Source organism: Desulfuromonas sp. AOP6 (assembly GCF_009731355.2).
GTDB lineage: Bacteria > Desulfobacterota > Desulfuromonadia > Desulfuromonadales > SZUA-540 > SZUA-540.
This window is the reverse complement of the sequence record NZ_AP022810.1, coordinates 1,927,211-1,945,633: the sequence shown is the minus strand read 5'-3', so window position 1 is coordinate 1,945,633 and position 18,423 is coordinate 1,927,211. Positions and strand designations below refer to the sequence as shown.

The window sequence follows — 18,423 nt, the reverse complement described above, 5'->3', positions numbered from 1 at the left end:
AATTATGTCATTTTTGTTCTCTTCTCCCAGCATCGCCATGTCGATGGACGAGTTCCAGCTGATCAGGGATTTCGTCTACCACTACTGCGGTCTGAATTTTTCAGAAGATTCCAAATATCTTCTGGAAAAGAGACTTGCCAAGCGTCTTCAACATCTGCAACTGGAGAGTTTCAGAGACTACTACTATTATCTGCGATACAACAAAGACAAAGATCAGGAGTTGACTGAGCTCATTGATTTGCTGACAACCAACGAAACCTATTTCTTTCGTGAGGATTTTCAGCTCAAGACGCTCACCGAAGAAATTTTACCTGAAATTGTCCGTCAAAAAGAAAAAGACAAGGACAGGCGTATCCGCATATGGAGTGCCGGATGTTCTTCCGGTGAGGAACCGTACACCATCGCCATGCTTCTCCTTGATAATCCCCTCCTGGCTGATTTTCAGGTAGACATCATCGGCACAGACATCAGCCAGAGAGTTTTGCAGCTGGCGCGGAAGGGGGTTTACGGGACTTCTTCATTCAGGGCGACTCCTCCCGGCTATCAGGAACGCTTTTTTGCCGCTGCCGATGGGAAATTCCGTGTCAACGACCGGGTCAGGAATCTGGTGACCGTCAGTCATCTCAATCTTTTTGACGCCCCTCGTGTTGCTCTGTTGGGGCGGATGGACATTATCTTCTGTCGGAATGTTATTATTTATTTCGACATGGCTGCCAAAAAAAAGGTCGTTGACAGTTTTTTTCAGCGTCTTCGCCCCGGGGGCTTTTTGTTGCTGGGTCATTCCGAATCACTGATGAATATCACCAACGTTTTTACCCTTCGTCATTTCACCCATGACATGGTGTATCAGCGACCCCACCAACTTCCTTTTGAAGGGGGAGGGGCATGAACGAGCCTGTCCGTGTGCTGGTGGTTGATGATTCGGCCTACAATCGGCGGGCTATTACCAAAATGCTGGAAGATCTTCCCGGCGTGAAGGTGGTGGGTTATGCCTGCGATGGCGAGGAAGGGCTGCGCAAGGTATTTGACCTGAAACCCGACCTGGTTACGCTCGACCTCGAAATGCCGAAAATGGACGGATTTGCCTTCCTTCGCATTGTCATGCAGAACAGGCCGACGCCGGTCATCGTTGTTTCTGCGCGAACCAAAGATGAAAACGTCTTCAAGGCTCTTGACTTTGGCGCGGTTGAGTTCGTATCGAAGCCTACCGCCCGCATTTCCACGGAATTGCTTACCATTAAAGAGGACTTGCATCGAAAGGTCCGCGCGGTCGTTTTGACGGATATGCGTAAGGTTCTCCGGCGCCCCCTTGGACGGGAAAACCGGTCAGTCAATGAGGCCGCACCGACTCTCCACCGTCGACGCAATACGTCCGGTCCGTCGATCTGCCAGGTCGTTATTGGCGCCTCGACGGGGGGGCCTCCGGCTTTGCAAACCATCCTGTCGCAGATCACCGAGAAAATCCCTTTAGGGATTGCCATCTCTCAACACATGCCGGCGGGGTTCACCCGTGCCTTTGCGGAGCGCCTGAACAAGATTTGTGCGCTGGATGTCAGCGAGGCCCAGACCGGGGATGTCCTTGAGCCCGGCCGTGTTCTGATCGCGCCCGGTGGCCGCAATCTGACCTTTTTCGAAGATTCTGGACGCGTTCTGGCGCACGTACGCGATCCCGTTGCCGGGCAGCGCTATGTACCCAGTGTCGATGTGATGTTCGAATCGGCCGCTCGCGTCTTTGGCCCCGGTCTCCTTGCCGTCGTGCTGACCGGAATGGGAAATGACGGCGCCAAGGGCGTTTTGTCTATCAAGGAAGTAGGCGGTCAGGCCTTGGCCGAAGCGGAAGAGAGCAGTGTTGTTTTCGGCATGCCCAAAGAGGCCATCGCGACAGGGCGGATCGATAAGGTTATCCCGCTGCCGCTTCTATGTACCGAAATTCTAAGGCGTTGTGGACTCTAGTTCCCGTAAGGAAATACTGGAAATTTTGTCCGGGTGCTGTTAGGATGGCTCGAATCTGACGATCAGCCTATTTTCGGGAGTTTGCCATGAGCGAAACCATGGACGATAAAGGAACGGTTAAAAAAGCGGAAGAATTTCTTCAGGTCTTTAAGAAGGGAGCGGAGTTTACCCAGGAACTTCTACGTGAAAACGAACGACTGCGCTACCAGATTCTTCAGGTGGAAGCCGGCAAAGGCGAGGGGGGCCTTTCCGGAGAGGCAGAAGAGGAGATACGCAGGCTCCGCCAGCGCATCGAGGAATTGGAAGCGGAAAAACTGAAGATTTTGGATCGCATCAAGCGGGTTGAAGAGGAGAATCACGATTTCGCCAACCGATATGTTGAGGTGGAAACCGAAAACAACAATCTGGCCAATCTCTACATTGCCTCCTATCAACTTCATTCCACCCTGGATTTTAAAGAAGTTCTGCAGATCATCATGGAGATAGTCATCAATCTCATCGGGGCCGAGGAGTTCGCGGTCATGCTGCTTGATGACAAAAGCAACAGCCTCCAGGCTGTCGCGTCTGAAGGCATAGAGACACAGGATGTGCCCATTATCTCCATCGGTGATGGCATCATCGGTCAGATGGCTAAAACCGGCGAGAATTATTTTATCGAGGATATGGAAAACTACATGCGGGATCTGCATCATCCCATTGTCTGTATTCCTCTCAAAATCAAGGAACATGTGATTGGCGTCATCGTCATCTACAAGCTTCTCGTCCAGAAAAAGCGCTTTGCCGAGGTCGATTACGAACTCTTTACGCTACTTGCCGGTCACGCCGCCACGGCCATATTCTCATCCAAGCTTTATTCTGAATCCGAGCGTAAGCTTTCTACGATTCAGGGTTTTCTTGATCTATTGACCAAATGATTGGGGGAGGGTTCCATGTCAACCTACAAGGTGCTCGTCGTTGAAGATTCGCCGACGATGCGGCAGCTCATCGTATTCGCCCTGAAGCGGATACGAGGACTTTCGATTGTCGAGGCCAGCGATGGGGTCGACGGTCTCAAGAAGTTGTCCATCGAGAAGTTCGATCTGATCTTCACCGACATCAATATGCCGATCATGGATGGGTTGAAACTCGTGAGCCTCGTCCGCAACGATCCCGGCTATAAAAGTGTCCCTATTGTGATCATTACCACCGAGGGCGCCCATGAAGATCGTGAAAGGGCTCTTGCTTTGGGGGCCAACGAATATATCACCAAGCCGATTCAGACTACCAAGATCATCGATTCAGCCAAACGCCTGCTGAATCTTGCCGGATAAGTTTGGGGGACAGGCGGTGCTGTCTGCCCCTGATGGGATGGGACTTGACAACGCCTGTTGTATTTATGTTAAATAGCCCCGTTTTGTTGCTGCCTTTTCCCTGTTTCAGTTAATTATTTTCTAGATGGAGGCCATTTTGGCAAAGGAAGAAGCCATAGAAGTCGAGGGATCGGTTATCGAGCCGCTACCCAATGCCATGTTCAGGGTTAAACTGGACAATGGGCATGTTGTTCTGGCGCATATTTCTGGAAAGATGCGCAAGTTTTATATCCGCATTCTGCCTGGAGACCGTGTCACCGTAGAGCTCTCGCCCTACGATCTGACCCGCGGTCGAATCACCTATCGCGAGAAATAGCCGTTTTCGCCGCCCTGCTGAGGGCGGAACGGTTGCTCTGCAATCCGGCTGGCGCTCTCTGCGCCAGCGCAGAACTGTTGAAATTCATTGACGACAACCATACCGGCGCATGCCGGTATTCCTGTTTTTTCCCCGTGAAGTGATATTTCGGAGGCACTATGGAAGAGCGGTACAACGCCACGACCCTGGAAGGCAAATGGCAGAAGATATGGGAAGAGGAAAAGACCTTTAAGGTCGGGGAGACCTCCGACAGGCCCAAATATTATCTCCTGGAAATGTTCCCCTATCCTTCGGGTCGTATTCATATGGGGCACGTACGCAATTACTCCATCGGGGACGTCGTCGCTCGTTTCAAGCGCATGCAGGGATTCAATGTTCTTCATCCCATGGGGTGGGATGCTTTCGGTATGCCTGCGGAAAACGCGGCCATCCAGCATGGCACGCATCCGGCCAAGTGGACTTATGAGAATATCGCCAACATGCGTTCCCAGTTGAAAAAAATGGGCCTTTCCTACGATTGGGACCGCGAACTCGCGACCTGCGATGTTGACTACTACAAATGGGAACAGCTCGTCTTTCTTAAGATGTACGAAAAGGGGTTGGCCTACAAGAAGAGTTCCTCTGTTAACTGGTGTCCCCAGTGTCAGACGGTACTGGCCAACGAACAGGTTGAAGAAGGGTGCTGCTGGCGCTGTGACAGCGAGGTTGTGCCCAAGGAACTGGAGCAGTGGTTTTTCAAGACCACCGCATATGCCCAGGAGTTGCTCGACTGCATGGAGGAACTCAAGGGGTGGCCTGAGCCGGTTCTCACCATGCAGAGAAACTGGATTGGCCGCAGCACCGGTTGCGAAATCGATTTTCCGCTCGACGGATCTCTCAAGAAGATTCGCGTCTTTACCACTCGTCAGGACACGCTGTTCGGCGCCACCTTCATGAGTTTGGCTCCAGAGCATCCGATGGCTCTCGACATCACCACCGCCGAGAGGCGCCAGGATGTCGAGGATTTCATTGCCCGCATCAAGAAGCAGGACAAGATCAAACGTACCAGCGAGGATATGGAAAAAGAAGGGGTTTTCACGGGGGCTTACTGTATCAACCCCGTCAGTAAAAAACGCATGCCGGTCTTTTTGGCCAATTTTGTGCTCATGGATTACGGTACCGGGGCGGTCATGGCCGTCCCCACCCACGACCAGCGTGATTTCGAGTTTGCCCAAAAGTATGATCTGCCCAAGATCGTGGTCATTCAGCCCCAAGGTGAGGCTTTGGCGGCCGAGACCATGACCGAGGCTTGGACCGGTCCCGGGCTCATGGCCAACTCTGGTCCTTTCGATGGGCTGGACAATGAGTCGGCCAAGGAAAAGATCGCTGATTATCTGCAGCAGGAAGGTATCGGCAAAAAGACTATCAACTACCGTCTGCGCGACTGGGGTGTCTCCCGACAACGCTACTGGGGCACGCCCATCCCCATCATTTACTGTGATGTCTGTGGGGTGGTACCCGTGCCGGAGCAGGATCTGCCGGTGGTGCTGCCAACTGACGTGGAGTTTACCGGTGAAGGGGGGAGTCCCTTGACCAAAAGCCAGGATTTCATGAGCGTGACCTGCCCCCAGTGCGGTGAAGTGGCGCGGCGGGAATGCGACACCTTTGACACCTTTGTGGAGAGCTCCTGGTATTTTGCCCGCTACACCTGTCCAGACTTCCCTTCGGGTCCCGTCGACAGAATGGCGGCGGAGTACTGGCTGCCTGTTGATCAATATATCGGCGGCATCGAACATGCCGTTATGCACCTGCTGTATGCCCGTTTCTTTACCAAAGTCCTTCGCGATCTGGGCATGATGAAGGTCGACGAACCTTTTACCAATCTCCTGACACAGGGGATGGTCTGTATGGAAACCCGCTCCTGTCCTGAGCACGGCTGGCTTTATCCTGAAGAAGTCGTGGAGGGCAAGTGTTCCCGTTGCCAGGCCGCTGCCGTGACCGGCCGCAACGAAAAGATGAGCAAGTCCAAGAAGAACGTGGTCGATCCTGACAACCTCATCAGCCGTTATGGCGCTGATACGGCCCGCCTGTTTACCCTGTTTGCGGCACCGCCGGAAAAAGACCTGGAGTGGAACGACCAGGGTGTTGAAGGGTGCTACCGCTTCCTGGGGCGCGTCTGGCGCATTGTCTATGAAAACCATGCCCTGCTGGGTTCCACCTCCATGGCTCCCGAACGGGAGGGAGGGGCCAGAAACCTGCGACGGGTCACACACCGGACTATCAAAAAGGTGACGGAGGATATAGACGGCCGCTTCCACTTCAATACGGCCATTGCCGCCGTCATGGAGCTGGTCAACGCCCTCTACGGATTTGAGGAAAAGGACAAGTATCCCGGCGCTGTGCGCGAAGCTATCGAGGCAGTGCTGAGACTGCTGTCGCCCTTTGTTCCCCACATCACCGAAGAGTTGTGGAGCCTGATCGGTCACAGGGATCGTCTTGTTGAGGCGAGCTGGCCCAAGCTTGATGCTGAGGCATTGGTGGAAGATGAAAAACTCATCGTCGTGCAGGTCAACGGTAAAGTTCGTGGCAAGATCACGGTGGCGGCCGGTGCCGACGAAGAGGCGATCAAGGTGGCTGCCATCGAAGAGGAAAACGTGGCCCGCTTTATCGAAGGTAAAACAATCCGGAAAATTGTGGTGGTACCTGGCCGTCTCGTCAGTGTGGTGGTGGCATGAGGTCCGCTCTTCTTTTCCTGGTGTTTCTCCTTTTTGTTCTTAGCGGCTGCGGCTATCAATTTTCCGAAAAGGCGGGTCGCTTTTCTGATGCGGAAAATAGACTGTATATTGAGCTGTTCGGCAATAAAACGGCGGAACCTTATCTGGAAGACCTGGTCACTAACGCGGTTGTGACCAGGTTTGCACGCAAGCCTGAAATGGAAATCGTCGAGAGTTGGGATAGGGCCGATGTGGTTCTGACCGGCACGGTCACGGGGTATTCCATTTCAGCTATATCCTATGGGCCTGGCGACAGGATTCTCGAGTATCGCTCCAGGCTTTCCGTCCAGGCAACCCTGCGGCGGGCGGTCGACGGCAAGGCATTGTGGAAGGGGCAGGTTGCCTGGGATGATGAGTACCCCACTCACCCGGACAAAGGCGTTCAGGAAGACCGGGAGAGCGAAATCCAGGGCCTGCTTGCTGAACGGGTGGCCGAAGAGTTGTACTTTCGCATCCTTGAAAACTTCTGAACATGGGTGAAAAGTCATGACTCATGTCGAACTTCTGCGGGCCGTTGATGACGGCAAGGTGCCCTCCCTGATTTTCCTTTATGGGACGGAAACCTATTTGCGCGACCGTTGCCTGGAGACCCTTCGAGATGCCCTCGTTCCTGCCGAAGCCCGTGATTTCAACCTGACAGTCTGTTATGGCAAGGATGCCGCCGTAGAAAATATCCTCGACACCGCCAGCACTTTTCCGGTCTTTTCGTCCCGTCGTCTGATTATTGTCAAGGATGCCCAACTCCTGTCGGCGGCGCAGCTGGACGCATTTCTTCCCTATCTGTCGGACGCTGCACCCGAAACCGTCCTCGTTTTTGTTGCTGACAAGATTGATGCTCGCAGAAAGTTTTTCCAGGAATTCAAGAAGCAGGGTGCGCTGGTTGAATACAAGCCACTCTATGACAATCAAATCCCGACGTTTGTCAAAAATCACGCTCGGGAAGCGAAGAAGAGTTTCACGGAAGAGGGCCTGGCCCTTTTCTGCCGCCGTGTCGGAACCAACCTTCAGGAAATTGATGCGGAACTGAGCAAGCTTTACGGCTATGTCGGTGATGGGCGGTTAATTGATGTGGCGGAAGTAAAGGCGGTGGTATCCGATACCCGGGTTGACACGGTCTTTGATCTGAGCAACGCTCTGGGGAAACGCCAGAGGGGGGAGGCACTGCGATTTCTGCGACGGCTCCACGAGGATGCTGTTGTTTCTTTAGTCATTTTGACCATGTTGACGCGTCACTATCGGAACCTTTGGAAAATAAGGGAACTTCTTGACCAGAAGGTGCCGCGCCGGGATATCCCTCGTCAGGTAGGCGTCAATCCTTATTTCGCTGATGGTTTGATAGAACAAGCTCATTTGTTTTCACCACGACAATATCGCCGGATATTCGAACTGTTTCTGCAGACCGATGTGGCTCTTAAATCAAGTGGTGCCAATCCCGAAGCGCTCATGGAAGAATTGGTGCTCAATATCATCGGGGCTTGAAAGACCGGGTAGGACACAAAAAAAAGGGGGGCAAAAGCCCCCCTTTTAATCTGATCAGCAAACTGGCTGGTTTGCTCTTAGCTCATGGTGTTGACAAGCTTGGTCAGGCGGGAGATCTTGCGGCTGGCCGTAGCTTTATGAATAACCCCCTTGGTGGAGGCTTTGTCGATGAAAGGAACAGCCTGCACCAGGGCGGCTTTGGCAGCTTCTGCGTCGCCGGCGGATACCGCTTCGCGAACCTTTTTGACCAAGGTTCTCATGGAAGAACGGATGTGCGTGTTGCGGGCGTTGCGGACAGCGTTCTGACGGTTTCTTTTCAATGCGGATTTGTGATTTGCCAAGGTTCTATCCTCCGGTGATTCTTTTGTATTAAAGTTGCTTGCGAAGGCCAGTTTATAGCATTCCCCTCGATGGAATGTCAACATAAAAAACAATTAATGACTGCACTAAATAATCATTAAATCAGTATCTTGTGGTCGCGCCTTGCCGGATTAATAGAAAATAATACATACTGTCCACCCTTTGTGGCAGTATGAAACCCGGCCTGGTAAATCAGGCCAACGTCTGATACCTACTCTCAGGGACGTGGAAATGATAGAGGCTGGGCATCATGTCAGAGAATAAGCACATTTCCAGGGCAACCGGGATCATGGGCCTGGCTACCGGCCTGAGCCGTATCGGCGGTTTGGTGCGCGATATGGTGGTTGCCGGGTTTTTCGGGGCGGGATTCGCTACCGACGCCTTTTTCATGGCTTTTACCATACCCAATCTACTTCGCCGTTTTTTCGCTGAAGGGTCCCTGACCGCCGCCTTCGTCCCTACTTTTTCCGATGTCCTGCATCGGGAAGGGCCGGAAGAAGCCCGGCGCGTAGCGTCTATCTGCTGGACCCTGCTGCTGATCATACTGTCCTTGGTGACGGTAGCCGGTGTGCTCGGCTCCCCTTATATCGTGCGCGTTATCGGCTTCGGTTTTGGCAGCACCGAGGGGAAGCTGGCCTTGACCGATTACCTGAATCGGATCATGTTCCCCTATATCTTTTTCGTCAGCCTGCTGGCGCTGCTCACCGGGGTTCTCAATGTCCACGGCCGTTACTTCTGGCCATCCGTCTCGCCGCTTGTACTAAACATCGCCATGATTCTATGCGCGATCTTTCTTTCACCTCTGTTCGAGGTTCCCATCACAGCCTTGGCGATTGGTGTTCTTCTCGGTGGCCTGCTCCAGTTCCTCATGCAGTTTCCTGCCATGCGGGGGACGGGGATAGGTCTGCGACTCGACTTCTCTTTTTCCCATCCGGCGGTGCGCCGCATCGCTTCGCTCATGTTGCCGGGGATAGCTGGAGTAGCTATCTATCAAATCAACGTGGTCATCACCCGTCTGCTGGCTTCATTTCTCCCTGAGGGGAGCGTCTCCTACCTTTATTACGGCCAGCGCCTTTTTGAATTTCCTCAGGGTATTTTCATCGTTTCCCTGGCCCAGGCTGTGCTCCCCTCCATGAGCCGGCAGGCCTCCCTCGGGGATATGGATGGACTTAAGGATTCACTGCGATTCGCCCTTATTCTTATCGCCCTCTTTACCGTGCCGGCCGCTGTCGGCTTGCTGTTGTGTGCGGCGCCTGTTTTCAGCCTGTTTTTCATGTCCGGTGCCTTCGGTTATGAAGAAGTCCGTCAATCTGCTCTGGCCCTGGCCTTTTATGCGCCGGGACTCTTTTTTCTTGGTATCAGCCGTGTCGTGGTTCCAGCTTTCTATGCCATGAAGAACACGCGCACGCCCGTCTGGATATCTTTCTGGACTCTGCTGGTCAATGCGGGTCTCGGTCTGGCGCTCATGGGGCCTCTCAAGCATCTGGGCCTGGCGTTGGCCCTGACCCTTTCCTCTGTTTTCAATGGCGCCCTGCTGCTGTGGATGTTGCGGCGGGTGGCCGGTCCGCTTGGTTTGATGCCGGTGATAAGAAACCTGTTGCGCCTGATTCCCGTCACGCTGCTGATGGGAGTCGTGGTCTGGTATATTCTGCAGTTTGGCCCGTGGATGGAGACTGGCCGGCACGGACTCAAAGCGTCGGTTCTTTTTGGCGCCGTGGTTTCGGGGGCATTGGTGTATGCCGTTGGCTGCCTGGCGGTACGCATACCCCAGGCTGGTGAGGCCTATGCCTTGATCCGTCGCAAACTCGGGAGGCGAACATGACTCTGCACAGTGAGGGGCTCGTTTTTACGCTGTTGAAGACTCTGGTGGGGACGATTGGACTTGTCGGGAACGATGACAGGCTGGTGGAGATTGTCTTTCAGGCAGACCCCGCTATGATGAAAGAACGGATCCTTAGGAAATATCCCCAGGCCAGGGAGCAGGAAAATGCCCTCCTGCAAAGAGCGGCTGGGCAACTGCAAGACTACTTTGATGGCCACCGGCGGCAGTTTGAACTGACTCTCGATTTTTCCCGTTTGCCGGCCTTTACCCGCAAAGTGCTGACCACGCTGTCCCGGGTGGATTATGGTCGCACCCTGACCTACGGAGAACTGGCGACTCTGGCCGGCTCGCCCAGGGCGGCGCGAGCTGTTGGAAGGGCCATGGCCACCAACCCTTTTCCGATTGTCGTACCCTGTCATCGGGTCGTTGGTGGTGGTGGCAAGCTGACAGGCTATTCGGGGGGCAAGGGACTGGCCACCAAACAGTGGTTACTTGATCTCGAAAAGCAGCGGATCGAACAAGAGGGATAAAGCGTTTTCTCATCAGGAGCAGCGATGGTGAATTCGACCAGGGACAGGAACCTTCATCTTTTTCTGTTTGTCAGCCTGCTGGTCCTGCTGGGATGGTCGGTCATCGAACCGGCCGATCTCTTTATCTGGATTCTGGAAGCCCTCCCAGCCATTCTCGCCGTCATCGTTCTGCTTTTCACCTACCGAACCTTCCGTCTGACGAATCTCGCCTATGTTCTCATCTGGTGGCATGCCATCATCCTGATTGTTGGCAGTCACCACACTTATGCCGAAGTTCCCCTCTTTAATTGGCTGCAGGATACCTACGAACTGCAACGCAACTATTATGATCGCCTCGGCCACTTCGCCCAGGGTTTTGTTCCGGCCATTGTGGCCAGGGAAATCCTACTGCGCACCTCGCCGCTGCGGCCGGGTGGCTGGCTCTTATTCCTGGTCACCTGCGTCTGCCTGGCCATCAGCGCCTTTTATGAACTGGTCGAATGGTGGATGTCCGTTCTTACCGGCACAGCCGCTGACGCCTTTCTCTCTCTGCAGGGGGACATCTGGGATACTCAGTGGGATATGTTCTGGGCTTTGGTGGGAGCCGTCACGGCTTTGCTGCTGCTCTCCCGCTGGCACGACCGGGCGCTGGCACGCCTTGGTCGTAAAGAGGAGAAAAGAGCACTCAGCTGAGGCGTCCCGACTGACGCAGGGCCTCGTACAGCACAATCCCTGCTGCCGTCGACAGGTTCAGGCTGCGCACATCCGGTGAGAAAATCGGGATGCGAATGGTGTTCTCGGCGTTGTTTTCCAGCAGATCTTCCGGCAGTCCTTCCGTTTCTTTTCCGAAAACAATGAAGTCTCCGGGCTGAAAGTCGGCTTGCACGTAGGAGTGTGCCGCCTTTTTGGAGGTGTACCAAAAGCGGCCGACGGGAAAAGCCTGCTGCAGCTCCACCAAGCTCGTCCAGCGCTGCAGTTTCACAGCTGGCCAGTAGTCGAGACCGGCCCGTTTGAGATGTTTGTCGTCGAGGGAAAAGCCGAGTTTGCCCACCAGGTGCAGATGGGTGCCCGTGGCCGCGCACAGCCGGGCGATATTGCCGGTGTTGGGGGGGATTTCCGGTTCGATAAGCACAATATGGAAGGGGAGGGATGCTGTGACCATGGGGATGGTTTAAGCCCGCCAGCGCTTGTGCACCCAGAACCACTGGGTAATCTTCTTGCGCACGGCGGCTTCAATGTGGTCGGTGAGAACCTGGGTGTTGCGCTGGGCCGCCTCTTCGCTGCTGTCCTTGTCGAAAACCAGCATCGGCTCGAAAACGATGTCGTAGTGGTTGTCGTCCTTGCGATAGGAAAAAGCCGGTACCACCGGCGTGCCGAGTTTCATGGCCATCTGGCTGATGATGGGGGTGGTATAGGCCGGCCGCCCGAAAAAATTCACCTTGATGCCGGCGGGCGGCGAGATGTGCTGGTCCAGCAATATAGCCACGGCCCGCTGTTCGCCCAGGGCTTTAACGATGCGGCGGGCACCGTGCTTGGCGTCGATCACCTGGCCGCCACCGGCTTCACGAAGCCTTCGGAAATAGGCGTCTATATAAGGGTTTTTCATCTTCTTGGCGACGAAATCTACGGGGACACCGAGTCGGGGCAGAAAGAAGGTCCCCACCTCCCAAAAACCGAGATGACCGGTGAGAATGAACAGTCCCTTCCCAAGGGCCTGCGCCTCCTTCAGGTTTTCCAGTCCGTGGAACGTGAAGTATTTTTGTACATCCTCGTCGGTGCGGAACTGGTCGAGCTGCAACATCTCCATCCCACTTTTGCCTAGATGACGGAACATGTCGTCGATCGTCTGCTTCATTTCGGGTGCGGACATATGGGGGAAAGCCTGGCGTAGATTGTCGCGGGCCTGCAATGCCCGTTTAGGCAGCAGGAACTGGCTGAACCAGCCCAGTTGGGCGCCCAGCCCCAAAGCGACATCCCGAGGCAGAACCCGGGCCAGAAAGGCCAAGGGAAGAAAGAGAATATATTCGAGGCGGTTTTTGAAAAATCGTTTTTTCATGGGCCCTGGTAGCAGGAATTTGAGCTCAAAGAAGCGGCAGGAGCTTAGCATGCACAGGCGGGATTGGCAATAAAAAGGGGCAGGGCAGGATGCGGTTTGGTGGTCACCACACCCTGCCCGTTGTTTTGAAAAATTCCGGCGGTCAGAATGCCGCTGTGCAGAGTGAATCGCTTCAGTGCGAGGGGCGGGCCGCTCGCAGGGCCTGGTCGAAATCGGCCAGGATATCCTCGATGCTTTCAATGCCCACGGATACCCGGACATAATCGGGCGTCACCCCCGCCGACTGCTGTTCTTCGGGAGTAAGTTGCTGGTGGGTGGTCGAGGCCGGGTGGATCACCAGGGTCTTGGCATCGCCGATATTGGCCAGATGGCTGGCAAGCTGCACATGGTCAATAAAGCGGGCTGCCGCTTCTTTGCCCCCCTTGATGCCAAAGCCGAGGATGGCGCCCTGACCCTCGGGCAGATATTTGAGGGCACGTTGGTGGTCGGCATGGCTGGGCAGTCCCGGATAGTTGACCCAGGTGACATCAGGATGCTGTTCCAGGTGGCGGGCAAGGGCCAAGGCATTTTCGCAGTGGCGGGGCATGCGCAGGTGCAGGGTCTCAATGCCTTGCAGAATCTGAAAACTGTTGAAAGGGGAGATGCTGGGTCCCATGTCCCGCAGCAAGGTCAGCCGCATCTTCAGGATGAAAGCCTGCGGACCCAGGGCCGGGTAGTAGGCCAGACCATGGTAGCTTGGGTCCGGCGTGGTGAACTCGGGGAAGCGCCCGTTGCCCCAGTCGAAATTGCCCAGATCGACAACGGCACCGCCGATGCTGGTGCCATGGCCGCCGATAAACTTGGTCAGCGAATAGCAGACGATATTGGCGCCATGCTCGATGGGTCGGAAAAGAACAGGTGTCGCCACGGTGTTGTCGACGATCAAGGGAACCCCCTGTGCCCGGGCCATGTCGCTGATGGCCGCGAACTCAATGACGCAGTTTTTAGGGTTGGGGATTGTCTCCACAAAAATACCCCGCGTCCGTTCATCGATAAGAGCGGGCAAAGTATCGGGGGCGGCCGGGTCGAAAAAACGGACACGGATGCCGAAGCGGCGCAGGGTGTGGTTGAAGAGATTGTAGGTGCCGCCATAAAGGTGACTGGACGCGATGATATTGTCGCCGGCGCTGGCCAGATTAAGGATGGTCAGGCTGATGGCCGCCGAGCCCGAGGCCATGGCCAGGGCACCGCTGCCGCCGTCCATCTCTGACAGACGCTGTTCCAGCACGTCGGTGGTAGGGTTCATGATGCGGGTATAGATGTTCCCCTGCTCCTCCAGGGAAAAGAGCCTGGCGGCGTGAGAGGCTGAATCAAAGGTGTAGGAGGTAGTCTGGTAAATCGGCACCGCCCGTGAACGGGTGGCGGCGTCCGGTTGCTGACCACCATGTAGGGCCTGGGTACCAATGCCGCGTTTGATATCAGCCATGTCGACCTCCATATGGAATCTTAGAGAAAAATTGATGGGGATTGCAAATTCATAGTAAAACGATAGGGAATATAGCCCGGTATTTAGCAAATGTTTTGCCGCAAGGCAAGGTTTAATTGGAGCAGAGAGGAGGACAAAAAAAGCGGGCCCTGACGGACCCGCTTCGTAGTGTTGTGGTGGCAAGCGGTTTATTGCTGGCTGACACGCAGCGCCTGTTCGACATCGGCAATAATGTCGTCGATGTGTTCAATGCCCACAGAAAGGCGGATGAGGTCGGGCGAAACACCGGAGGCCAGCTGCTGTTCCGGGGTAAGCTGACGATGGGTGGTGCTGGCAGGGTGCAGGACACAGGAGCGGGCATCGCCAACGTGCACGACCAGAGCGATGAGTTTGGTGCTCTCCATGAATTTGATGCCGGCCTCTTTTCCTCCCTTGATGCCGAAGGTGAGCACGCCGCTCGCTCCCTTGGGCAGATATTTCTGGGCGCGACTGTAGCTGGGATGGCTGGGCAGCCCCGGGTAGTTGACCCAGTTGACATCAGGGTGCTCCTCGAGATACTGGGCCAGAGCCAGGGCGTTGTTGCTGTGGCGCTCCATGCGCAAGGCGACGGTTTCGAGGCCAAGGTTGTTCAGGAAAGAGTTCAGGGGGGCCGGGGTGGTGCCGATGTCGCGCATCAGTTGGGCGCGGGCCTTGATAATGTAGGCCATCGGCCCGAACTTCTCCACGTAGCGCAGGCCGTGGTAACTGGAGTCCGGCTCTGTCAGTTCGGGATATTTACCCGAGGTCCAGTCAAATGTGCCGCTGTCGACAATGACGCCACCGACGCTGGTGGCATGGCCATCGATGTATTTGGTGGTTGAGTGGACAATGATGTGGGCGCCGTGTTCAAAGGGACGGCACAAATAAGGGGTGCCGAAGGTGTTGTCGATGATGAGGGGGACACCCATGTCGTTGGCCAGGGTGGAGAATTTTTCGAAATCGAGCACATTCAGGCCGGGGTTGCCGATGGTCTCCGCAAAAATGGCGCGGGTTTCGGTGCGGAAGTGTTTCTTGAGTTCGTCCAGAGGCGCTTCAGGGTCGACAAAGGTGACCTCGATGCCCATCTTGGGCAGGGTGTTGGCAAAGAGGGAGTAGGTGCCACCGTACAGGGTGCTGGCCGAGATGATGTGCTGGCCGGAGCGGCAGATATTGAGGATGGACAGCGTGGAGGCGGCCTGTCCGGCGGAGGTGGCCAGCGCACCGACGCCCCCTTCCATAGCGGCAATCTTAGCCTCGAAGGCTGAAGTCGTCGGGTTGCCGAGACGGGTGTAAAAAGGATCGGCGGCATCCAGATCGAACAGTTTGGCCACATGTTCGGCGCTGTCATATTTGAAAGTCGTGCTCTGCACGATAGGAACGATACGCGGTTCCGTGGCCTTGGGGCTGTAACCTGCCTGAATGGCCAGGGTCTCTAGTTTCCAGTTCTTGTCCATAGGGACCTCCCTTTTGCGAAGATGCTTCTGATGTCAGGTGATACGCAGGTCGGACATGATAGCAGATTGACGGCTTTTTTAAATGAAAAACTTGAGCGCCGCAAGCGACTCCGTTATCCTTATGACTGTGTTTCTGCTGAACATCGGTAGCTGGATTCCTGCTTTTTACACTGAAAAGGCATAAAACTACGTGAACATGGATATCTTTGCCATTGCGGCCATGGTGCGGGAATTGGAAGAAGTCCTCCCCGGCGCCCTGATTCGCAAGATTTATCAGCCGGATGCCGAGGATATCATTCTGCGTCTCTGGAATCGCAACGGCGACAGTCGCCTGCTGCTTTCGACCTTCCCCCGCGCCAGTCGTCTTCATCTTACCGAAAAAACTTTTCCCAATCCTGCCTCGCCCCCGCGTTTCTGCCAACTGCTGCGGGCCCGTCTCAGCCGACTTCTCGCCATCGAGCAGATTCCCGGTGAACGCGTGGTGCAACTGACTTTTGCCGGCAAGGATGACAAACATTACCGATTGATGGCTGAGCTGCTGGGAGGGCGCAGCAATCTGATTCTGGTCGATGCTGACGGCGGCGTTGTCGATTGTCTCAAGCGCGAAACCCACGCCCTGGGCGAACGAGCCCTGATGCCGGGCATTCCCTACCGTCTGCCCGAGGCCCGCCCGCGTACGCTGCTGTCGGATGTGCCCCTGACAGTTCCTGAGGCTTTTCGGCAGGCTGATGATTTCGAGGGCTGGCTCAAACGGGAAGTGGCTCCCATGACCCCTGTGGTGGCGCGCGACCTGGCGGCGGGGGTCCGTCTTGGCCTGCCCCCCGAAGTGGTTTTGGAGTCCTTTCGCAAGCGCTGGCTTTTCGAGCCGCTTGTCCCCCAGATTGTGGAGATTGAGGGGAAATCACTGTTGCTCCCCTTTGATGTGCAGTTTTTGGAAGTAAGCAGCCAGCGCACCTTTGCCAGCTTCGCCGCCGCCGCCGATTGTTTTTATGGAGAGAGGGAAGGGGCTACCGGGAACGCCGGTGGTAAGGAAGAAATGCAGGAGGCCGTGCGGCGTGGGCTAAAGCGCCTCGACAGACGGCTGCAGAAACTCGACCAGGAACAGGAAGGCCTGACGGAGCTCGACCGGCAGCGGCAACTCGGTGAACTGCTGGTGGCGAATCTTTATCGCGTCCGCCGTGGCATGAACGAAATCACGGTGGAAGATTATCATGCCCAGCCTCCCTGTCCGATTACCATTGGGCTCGATCCTCTGCTTACCCCACAGGAGAACGCCGAATGCTATTTCCGCCGCTTCAAAAAAGGCAGGCGGGGGGAGATCCACCTTTTGCGCCGACTGGACGAGGCCCGAGAGCAAAAAGAGTGGCTGCAGGAAATGCTCTACGCTCTCGATGAGGCGGACACAGCCGAAGAGTTGGTCGCTATCCGCACCGAACTGGAAGAGGCCGGATTGATCCGGACCAGCGCGCGCTGGAGTGGCGGCCGCCGCCGTCCGAGCGACGCCAGGGAACAGGTGCGTCGACTCCAGAGTCCCGGCGGTTTTACGATCTGCTGGGGTAAGAACAACCGTACCAACGACTATGTCAGTCGCCAGCTAACTGCCGACGACGATCTGTGGTTTCATGCCCGGGATATGCCGGGCGCCCATGTCGTTCTCAAAAGGGAACAGCATGCCGGCGACATCCCGGCGGAGGACAGGCTCTTTGCCGCCCGTATCGCCGCCGGCTACTCCCGCGGCAAGGACGAGACCAAAGTCGAGGTGATGGTGGCCGAAGGAAAGGCCGTGCACAAGCCCAAAGGGGCGCGCCCCGGACTGGTGACGGTCAGCCGTTTTTCGTCCGTGCTGGTGCCGCCTCTGCGGCCCCTATAGCTTTTTCAGGGGCCCCTTGTTTTTGTGATTTTTTTTGTTGCATTGGATAAATCGTTTTGTTATAAAAGCCCACGTTTCAAGCCGAAGTGGTGGAATTGGTAGACACGCTAGGTTCAGGGTCTAGTGGGAGTAGTCCCGTGGGAGTTCGAGTCTCCCCTTCGGCACCAACAGAAAAAACCTCCTGATTCTTCAGGAGTCACAAATCCAACTCAACACAGGTATTGCCCTGGAGAGTTGGATTTTTTATTTCCCTTTGCATCTTGCCGGCAACGGCCCTCTCTGCTACTATCCGCCTGCTATGGATATCGATGCGATTCTAAAAAAATGCCCTATCTTTGCCGGTGTGACCGAGGAAGACCTGTCTTATCTGCAACAGGTCGGCAAGGTTCGCCAGCACGCCAAGGGGGAAGTACTTTTCGCTGACGGGGAGAAGGCCCTGGGCTTTTACGTTCTGCTCAGCGGCAAGGTCAAGATCTACAAGCTCTCGCCCGAGGGGAAGGAGCGTATCCTGCACATCATCCATCCCGGCGGCACCTTTGCCGAGGCGGCCATCTTCGGCAACGGCCTCTACCCTGCCTACGCTGAGCCACTGCAGGCCTCACAGGTCCTTTTCTTCCCCAAAAAGGAATTCCTCACCCTCCTGCACGAGCATTCACGCATCGCCATCAACATGATCGCCGGTCTCTCACGTTTTTTGCGCCAGTTCACCACGCAGATTGAAGAGCTGACCTTTAAGGATGTGCCGGCCCGCCTGGCCCGCTATCTGCTCGAGGTGGCAGGCGACGAGGACGAACGCATCGAATTGGGGATTTCCAAGACGCAGCTGGCCTCCAACCTTGGTACGGTCAGTGAAACCCTTTCCCGCACCCTGCGCAAGCTGTCCGATGACGAGTTGATTGCCGTCCAAGGCAAGGTCATCGACATCCTCGACCGTGACCGTCTTGAAGATCTGGCCCAGACCTATAAAGAATAACGGGGTGCTGGAGCAATCTACCCTCGTTTTGTGACAACTATCTCTC

At 55.4% G+C, this 18,423-nt stretch carries 18 protein-coding genes and 1 tRNA gene; 14 read left to right on the top strand and 5 right to left on the bottom strand.

Features of this window, described 5'->3' with window-relative positions; translation table 11 throughout:
- Window positions 1-4 precede the first annotated feature (4 nt).
- From AOP6_RS09135 to holA, 8 genes are all read left to right on the top strand, one after another.
- The gene (locus AOP6_RS09135) at window positions 5-889 is read left to right on the top strand and encodes a protein-glutamate O-methyltransferase CheR (protein ID WP_225897266.1); all 885 of its coding nucleotides are present in this window, start codon (window positions 5-7) and stop codon (window positions 887-889) included.
- Window positions 886-1,953: a chemotaxis response regulator protein-glutamate methylesterase gene (locus AOP6_RS09130; protein ID WP_155876437.1), complete on the top strand. Its 1,068-nt coding sequence runs from the start codon at window positions 886-888 to the stop codon at window positions 1,951-1,953. Before AOP6_RS09135 ends, AOP6_RS09130 begins: the two co-directional genes overlap by 4 nt.
- An 86-nt stretch (window positions 1,954-2,039) precedes the next feature.
- On the top strand, window positions 2,040-2,867 hold the full coding sequence (locus AOP6_RS09125; protein WP_155876436.1) for a GAF domain-containing protein: 828 nt from the start codon (window positions 2,040-2,042) through the stop codon (window positions 2,865-2,867).
- A gap of 15 nt (window positions 2,868-2,882) precedes the next feature.
- Window positions 2,883-3,263: a response regulator gene (locus AOP6_RS09120; RefSeq protein WP_155876435.1), complete on the top strand. Its 381-nt coding sequence runs from the start codon at window positions 2,883-2,885 to the stop codon at window positions 3,261-3,263.
- A gap of 136 nt (window positions 3,264-3,399) precedes the next feature.
- Entirely contained in the window at window positions 3,400-3,618 is a 219-nt protein-coding gene (gene infA / locus AOP6_RS09115; RefSeq protein ID WP_066726712.1) for a translation initiation factor IF-1, read from the top strand.
- 158 nt (window positions 3,619-3,776) lie between these two features.
- A complete protein-coding gene (gene leuS, locus AOP6_RS09110; protein ID WP_155876434.1) occupies window positions 3,777-6,332 on the top strand; it encodes a leucine--tRNA ligase in 2,556 nt (851 codons plus the stop codon).
- Window positions 6,329-6,841 (top strand): LptE family protein, encoded by a 513-nt coding sequence (locus AOP6_RS09105; protein WP_155876433.1) that lies wholly within the window; start codon window positions 6,329-6,331, stop codon window positions 6,839-6,841. Before leuS ends, AOP6_RS09105 begins: the two co-directional genes overlap by 4 nt.
- Before the next feature lie 16 nt (window positions 6,842-6,857).
- Complete coding sequence (gene holA, locus AOP6_RS09100; protein WP_155876432.1) at window positions 6,858-7,850, top strand: DNA polymerase III subunit delta; 993 nt, start codon at window positions 6,858-6,860, stop codon at window positions 7,848-7,850.
- A 77-nt stretch (window positions 7,851-7,927) separates the two neighbouring features.
- On the opposite strand, the gene rpsT is transcribed toward holA, so the two are convergent.
- Window positions 7,928-8,191 (bottom strand): 30S ribosomal protein S20, encoded by a 264-nt coding sequence (gene rpsT, locus AOP6_RS09095; protein WP_155876431.1) that lies wholly within the window; start codon window positions 8,189-8,191, stop codon window positions 7,928-7,930.
- Between the two features lie 269 nt (window positions 8,192-8,460).
- Here rpsT and murJ point away from each other — a divergent pair, with 269 nt between their 5' ends.
- Genes murJ through AOP6_RS09080 form a run of 3 tightly spaced genes read left to right on the top strand, consistent with a single transcriptional unit; the run spans window position 8,461 to window position 11,234 of the window.
- Window positions 8,461-10,032 carry a murein biosynthesis integral membrane protein MurJ gene (gene murJ, locus AOP6_RS09090; RefSeq protein ID WP_155876430.1) on the top strand — a complete coding sequence of 524 codons (1,572 nt, stop codon included), beginning with the start codon at window positions 8,461-8,463 and terminating at the stop codon, window positions 10,030-10,032.
- Entirely contained in the window at window positions 10,029-10,562 is a 534-nt protein-coding gene (locus AOP6_RS09085) for a methylated-DNA--[protein]-cysteine S-methyltransferase (RefSeq protein WP_155876429.1), read from the top strand. Before murJ ends, AOP6_RS09085 begins: the two co-directional genes overlap by 4 nt.
- 24 nt (window positions 10,563-10,586) lie before the next feature.
- Complete coding sequence (locus AOP6_RS09080) at window positions 10,587-11,234, top strand: DUF2238 domain-containing protein (RefSeq protein WP_155876428.1); 648 nt, start codon at window positions 10,587-10,589, stop codon at window positions 11,232-11,234.
- Here the strand turns inward: AOP6_RS09080 and AOP6_RS09075 are convergent.
- The 4 genes from AOP6_RS09075 to AOP6_RS09060 form a co-directional block, all read right to left on the bottom strand.
- Window positions 11,227-11,703: a tRNA (cytidine(34)-2'-O)-methyltransferase gene (locus AOP6_RS09075; RefSeq protein ID WP_155876427.1), complete on the bottom strand. Its 477-nt coding sequence runs from the start codon at window positions 11,701-11,703 to the stop codon at window positions 11,227-11,229. The genes AOP6_RS09080 and AOP6_RS09075 overlap by 8 nt on opposite strands.
- Before the next feature lie 9 nt (window positions 11,704-11,712).
- Entirely contained in the window at window positions 11,713-12,597 is an 885-nt protein-coding gene (locus tag AOP6_RS09070) for a lysophospholipid acyltransferase family protein (RefSeq protein ID WP_213194530.1), read from the bottom strand.
- A 172-nt stretch (window positions 12,598-12,769) separates the two neighbouring features.
- Window positions 12,770-14,062 (bottom strand): O-acetylhomoserine aminocarboxypropyltransferase/cysteine synthase, encoded by a 1,293-nt coding sequence (locus tag AOP6_RS09065; protein ID WP_155876425.1) that lies wholly within the window; start codon window positions 14,060-14,062, stop codon window positions 12,770-12,772.
- 188 nt (window positions 14,063-14,250) lie between these two features.
- Window positions 14,251-15,534, bottom strand: a complete 1,284-nt coding sequence (locus tag AOP6_RS09060) for an O-acetylhomoserine aminocarboxypropyltransferase/cysteine synthase family protein (RefSeq protein ID WP_155876424.1) — start codon at window positions 15,532-15,534, stop codon at window positions 14,251-14,253.
- Window positions 15,535-15,730: 196 nt separating this feature from the next.
- Here AOP6_RS09060 and AOP6_RS09055 point away from each other — a divergent pair, with 196 nt between their 5' ends.
- The 3 genes from AOP6_RS09055 (at window position 15,731) to AOP6_RS09045 (ending at window position 18,377) form a co-directional block, all read left to right on the top strand.
- Complete coding sequence (locus tag AOP6_RS09055; RefSeq protein WP_225897381.1) at window positions 15,731-17,404, top strand: NFACT family protein; 1,674 nt, start codon at window positions 15,731-15,733, stop codon at window positions 17,402-17,404.
- An 80-nt stretch (window positions 17,405-17,484) separates the two neighbouring features.
- Window positions 17,485-17,571: transfer RNA gene (locus AOP6_RS09050), tRNA-Leu, on the top strand.
- Window positions 17,572-17,657: 86 nt separating this feature from the next.
- The gene (locus tag AOP6_RS09045; protein WP_155876422.1) at window positions 17,658-18,377 is read left to right on the top strand and encodes a Crp/Fnr family transcriptional regulator; all 720 of its coding nucleotides are present in this window, start codon (window positions 17,658-17,660) and stop codon (window positions 18,375-18,377) included.
- The last annotated feature ends 46 nt before the right edge of the window (window positions 18,378-18,423 follow it).

What these genes read in the sequence shown, in the direction of transcription:
- AOP6_RS09135 (WP_225897266.1), top strand. Translation starts at nt 5, where the DNA reads ATGTCATTTTTGTTCTCTTCTCCCAGCATCGCCATGTCGATGGACGAG.
- AOP6_RS09130 (WP_155876437.1), top strand. Translation starts at nt 886, where the DNA reads ATGAACGAGCCTGTCCGTGTGCTGGTGGTTGATGATTCGGCCTACAAT.
- AOP6_RS09125 (WP_155876436.1), top strand. Translation starts at nt 2,040, where the DNA reads ATGAGCGAAACCATGGACGATAAAGGAACGGTTAAAAAAGCGGAAGAA.
- AOP6_RS09120 (WP_155876435.1), top strand. Translation starts at nt 2,883, where the DNA reads ATGTCAACCTACAAGGTGCTCGTCGTTGAAGATTCGCCGACGATGCGG.
- leuS (WP_155876434.1), top strand. Translation starts at nt 3,777, where the DNA reads ATGGAAGAGCGGTACAACGCCACGACCCTGGAAGGCAAATGGCAGAAG.
- AOP6_RS09105 (WP_155876433.1), top strand. Translation starts at nt 6,329, where the DNA reads ATGAGGTCCGCTCTTCTTTTCCTGGTGTTTCTCCTTTTTGTTCTTAGC.
- holA (WP_155876432.1), top strand. Translation starts at nt 6,858, where the DNA reads ATGACTCATGTCGAACTTCTGCGGGCCGTTGATGACGGCAAGGTGCCC.
- murJ (WP_155876430.1), top strand. Translation starts at nt 8,461, where the DNA reads ATGTCAGAGAATAAGCACATTTCCAGGGCAACCGGGATCATGGGCCTG.
- AOP6_RS09085 (WP_155876429.1), top strand. Translation starts at nt 10,029, where the DNA reads ATGACTCTGCACAGTGAGGGGCTCGTTTTTACGCTGTTGAAGACTCTG.
- AOP6_RS09080 (WP_155876428.1), top strand. Translation starts at nt 10,587, where the DNA reads ATGGTGAATTCGACCAGGGACAGGAACCTTCATCTTTTTCTGTTTGTC.
- AOP6_RS09075 (WP_155876427.1), bottom strand. Translation starts at nt 11,703, where the DNA reads ATGGTCACAGCATCCCTCCCCTTCCATATTGTGCTTATCGAACCGGAA.
- AOP6_RS09070 (WP_213194530.1), bottom strand. Translation starts at nt 12,597, where the DNA reads ATGAAAAAACGATTTTTCAAAAACCGCCTCGAATATATTCTCTTTCTT.
- AOP6_RS09065 (WP_155876425.1), bottom strand. Translation starts at nt 14,062, where the DNA reads ATGGCTGATATCAAACGCGGCATTGGTACCCAGGCCCTACATGGTGGT.
- AOP6_RS09060 (WP_155876424.1), bottom strand. Translation starts at nt 15,534, where the DNA reads ATGGACAAGAACTGGAAACTAGAGACCCTGGCCATTCAGGCAGGTTAC.
- AOP6_RS09055 (WP_225897381.1), top strand. Translation starts at nt 15,731, where the DNA reads ATGGATATCTTTGCCATTGCGGCCATGGTGCGGGAATTGGAAGAAGTC.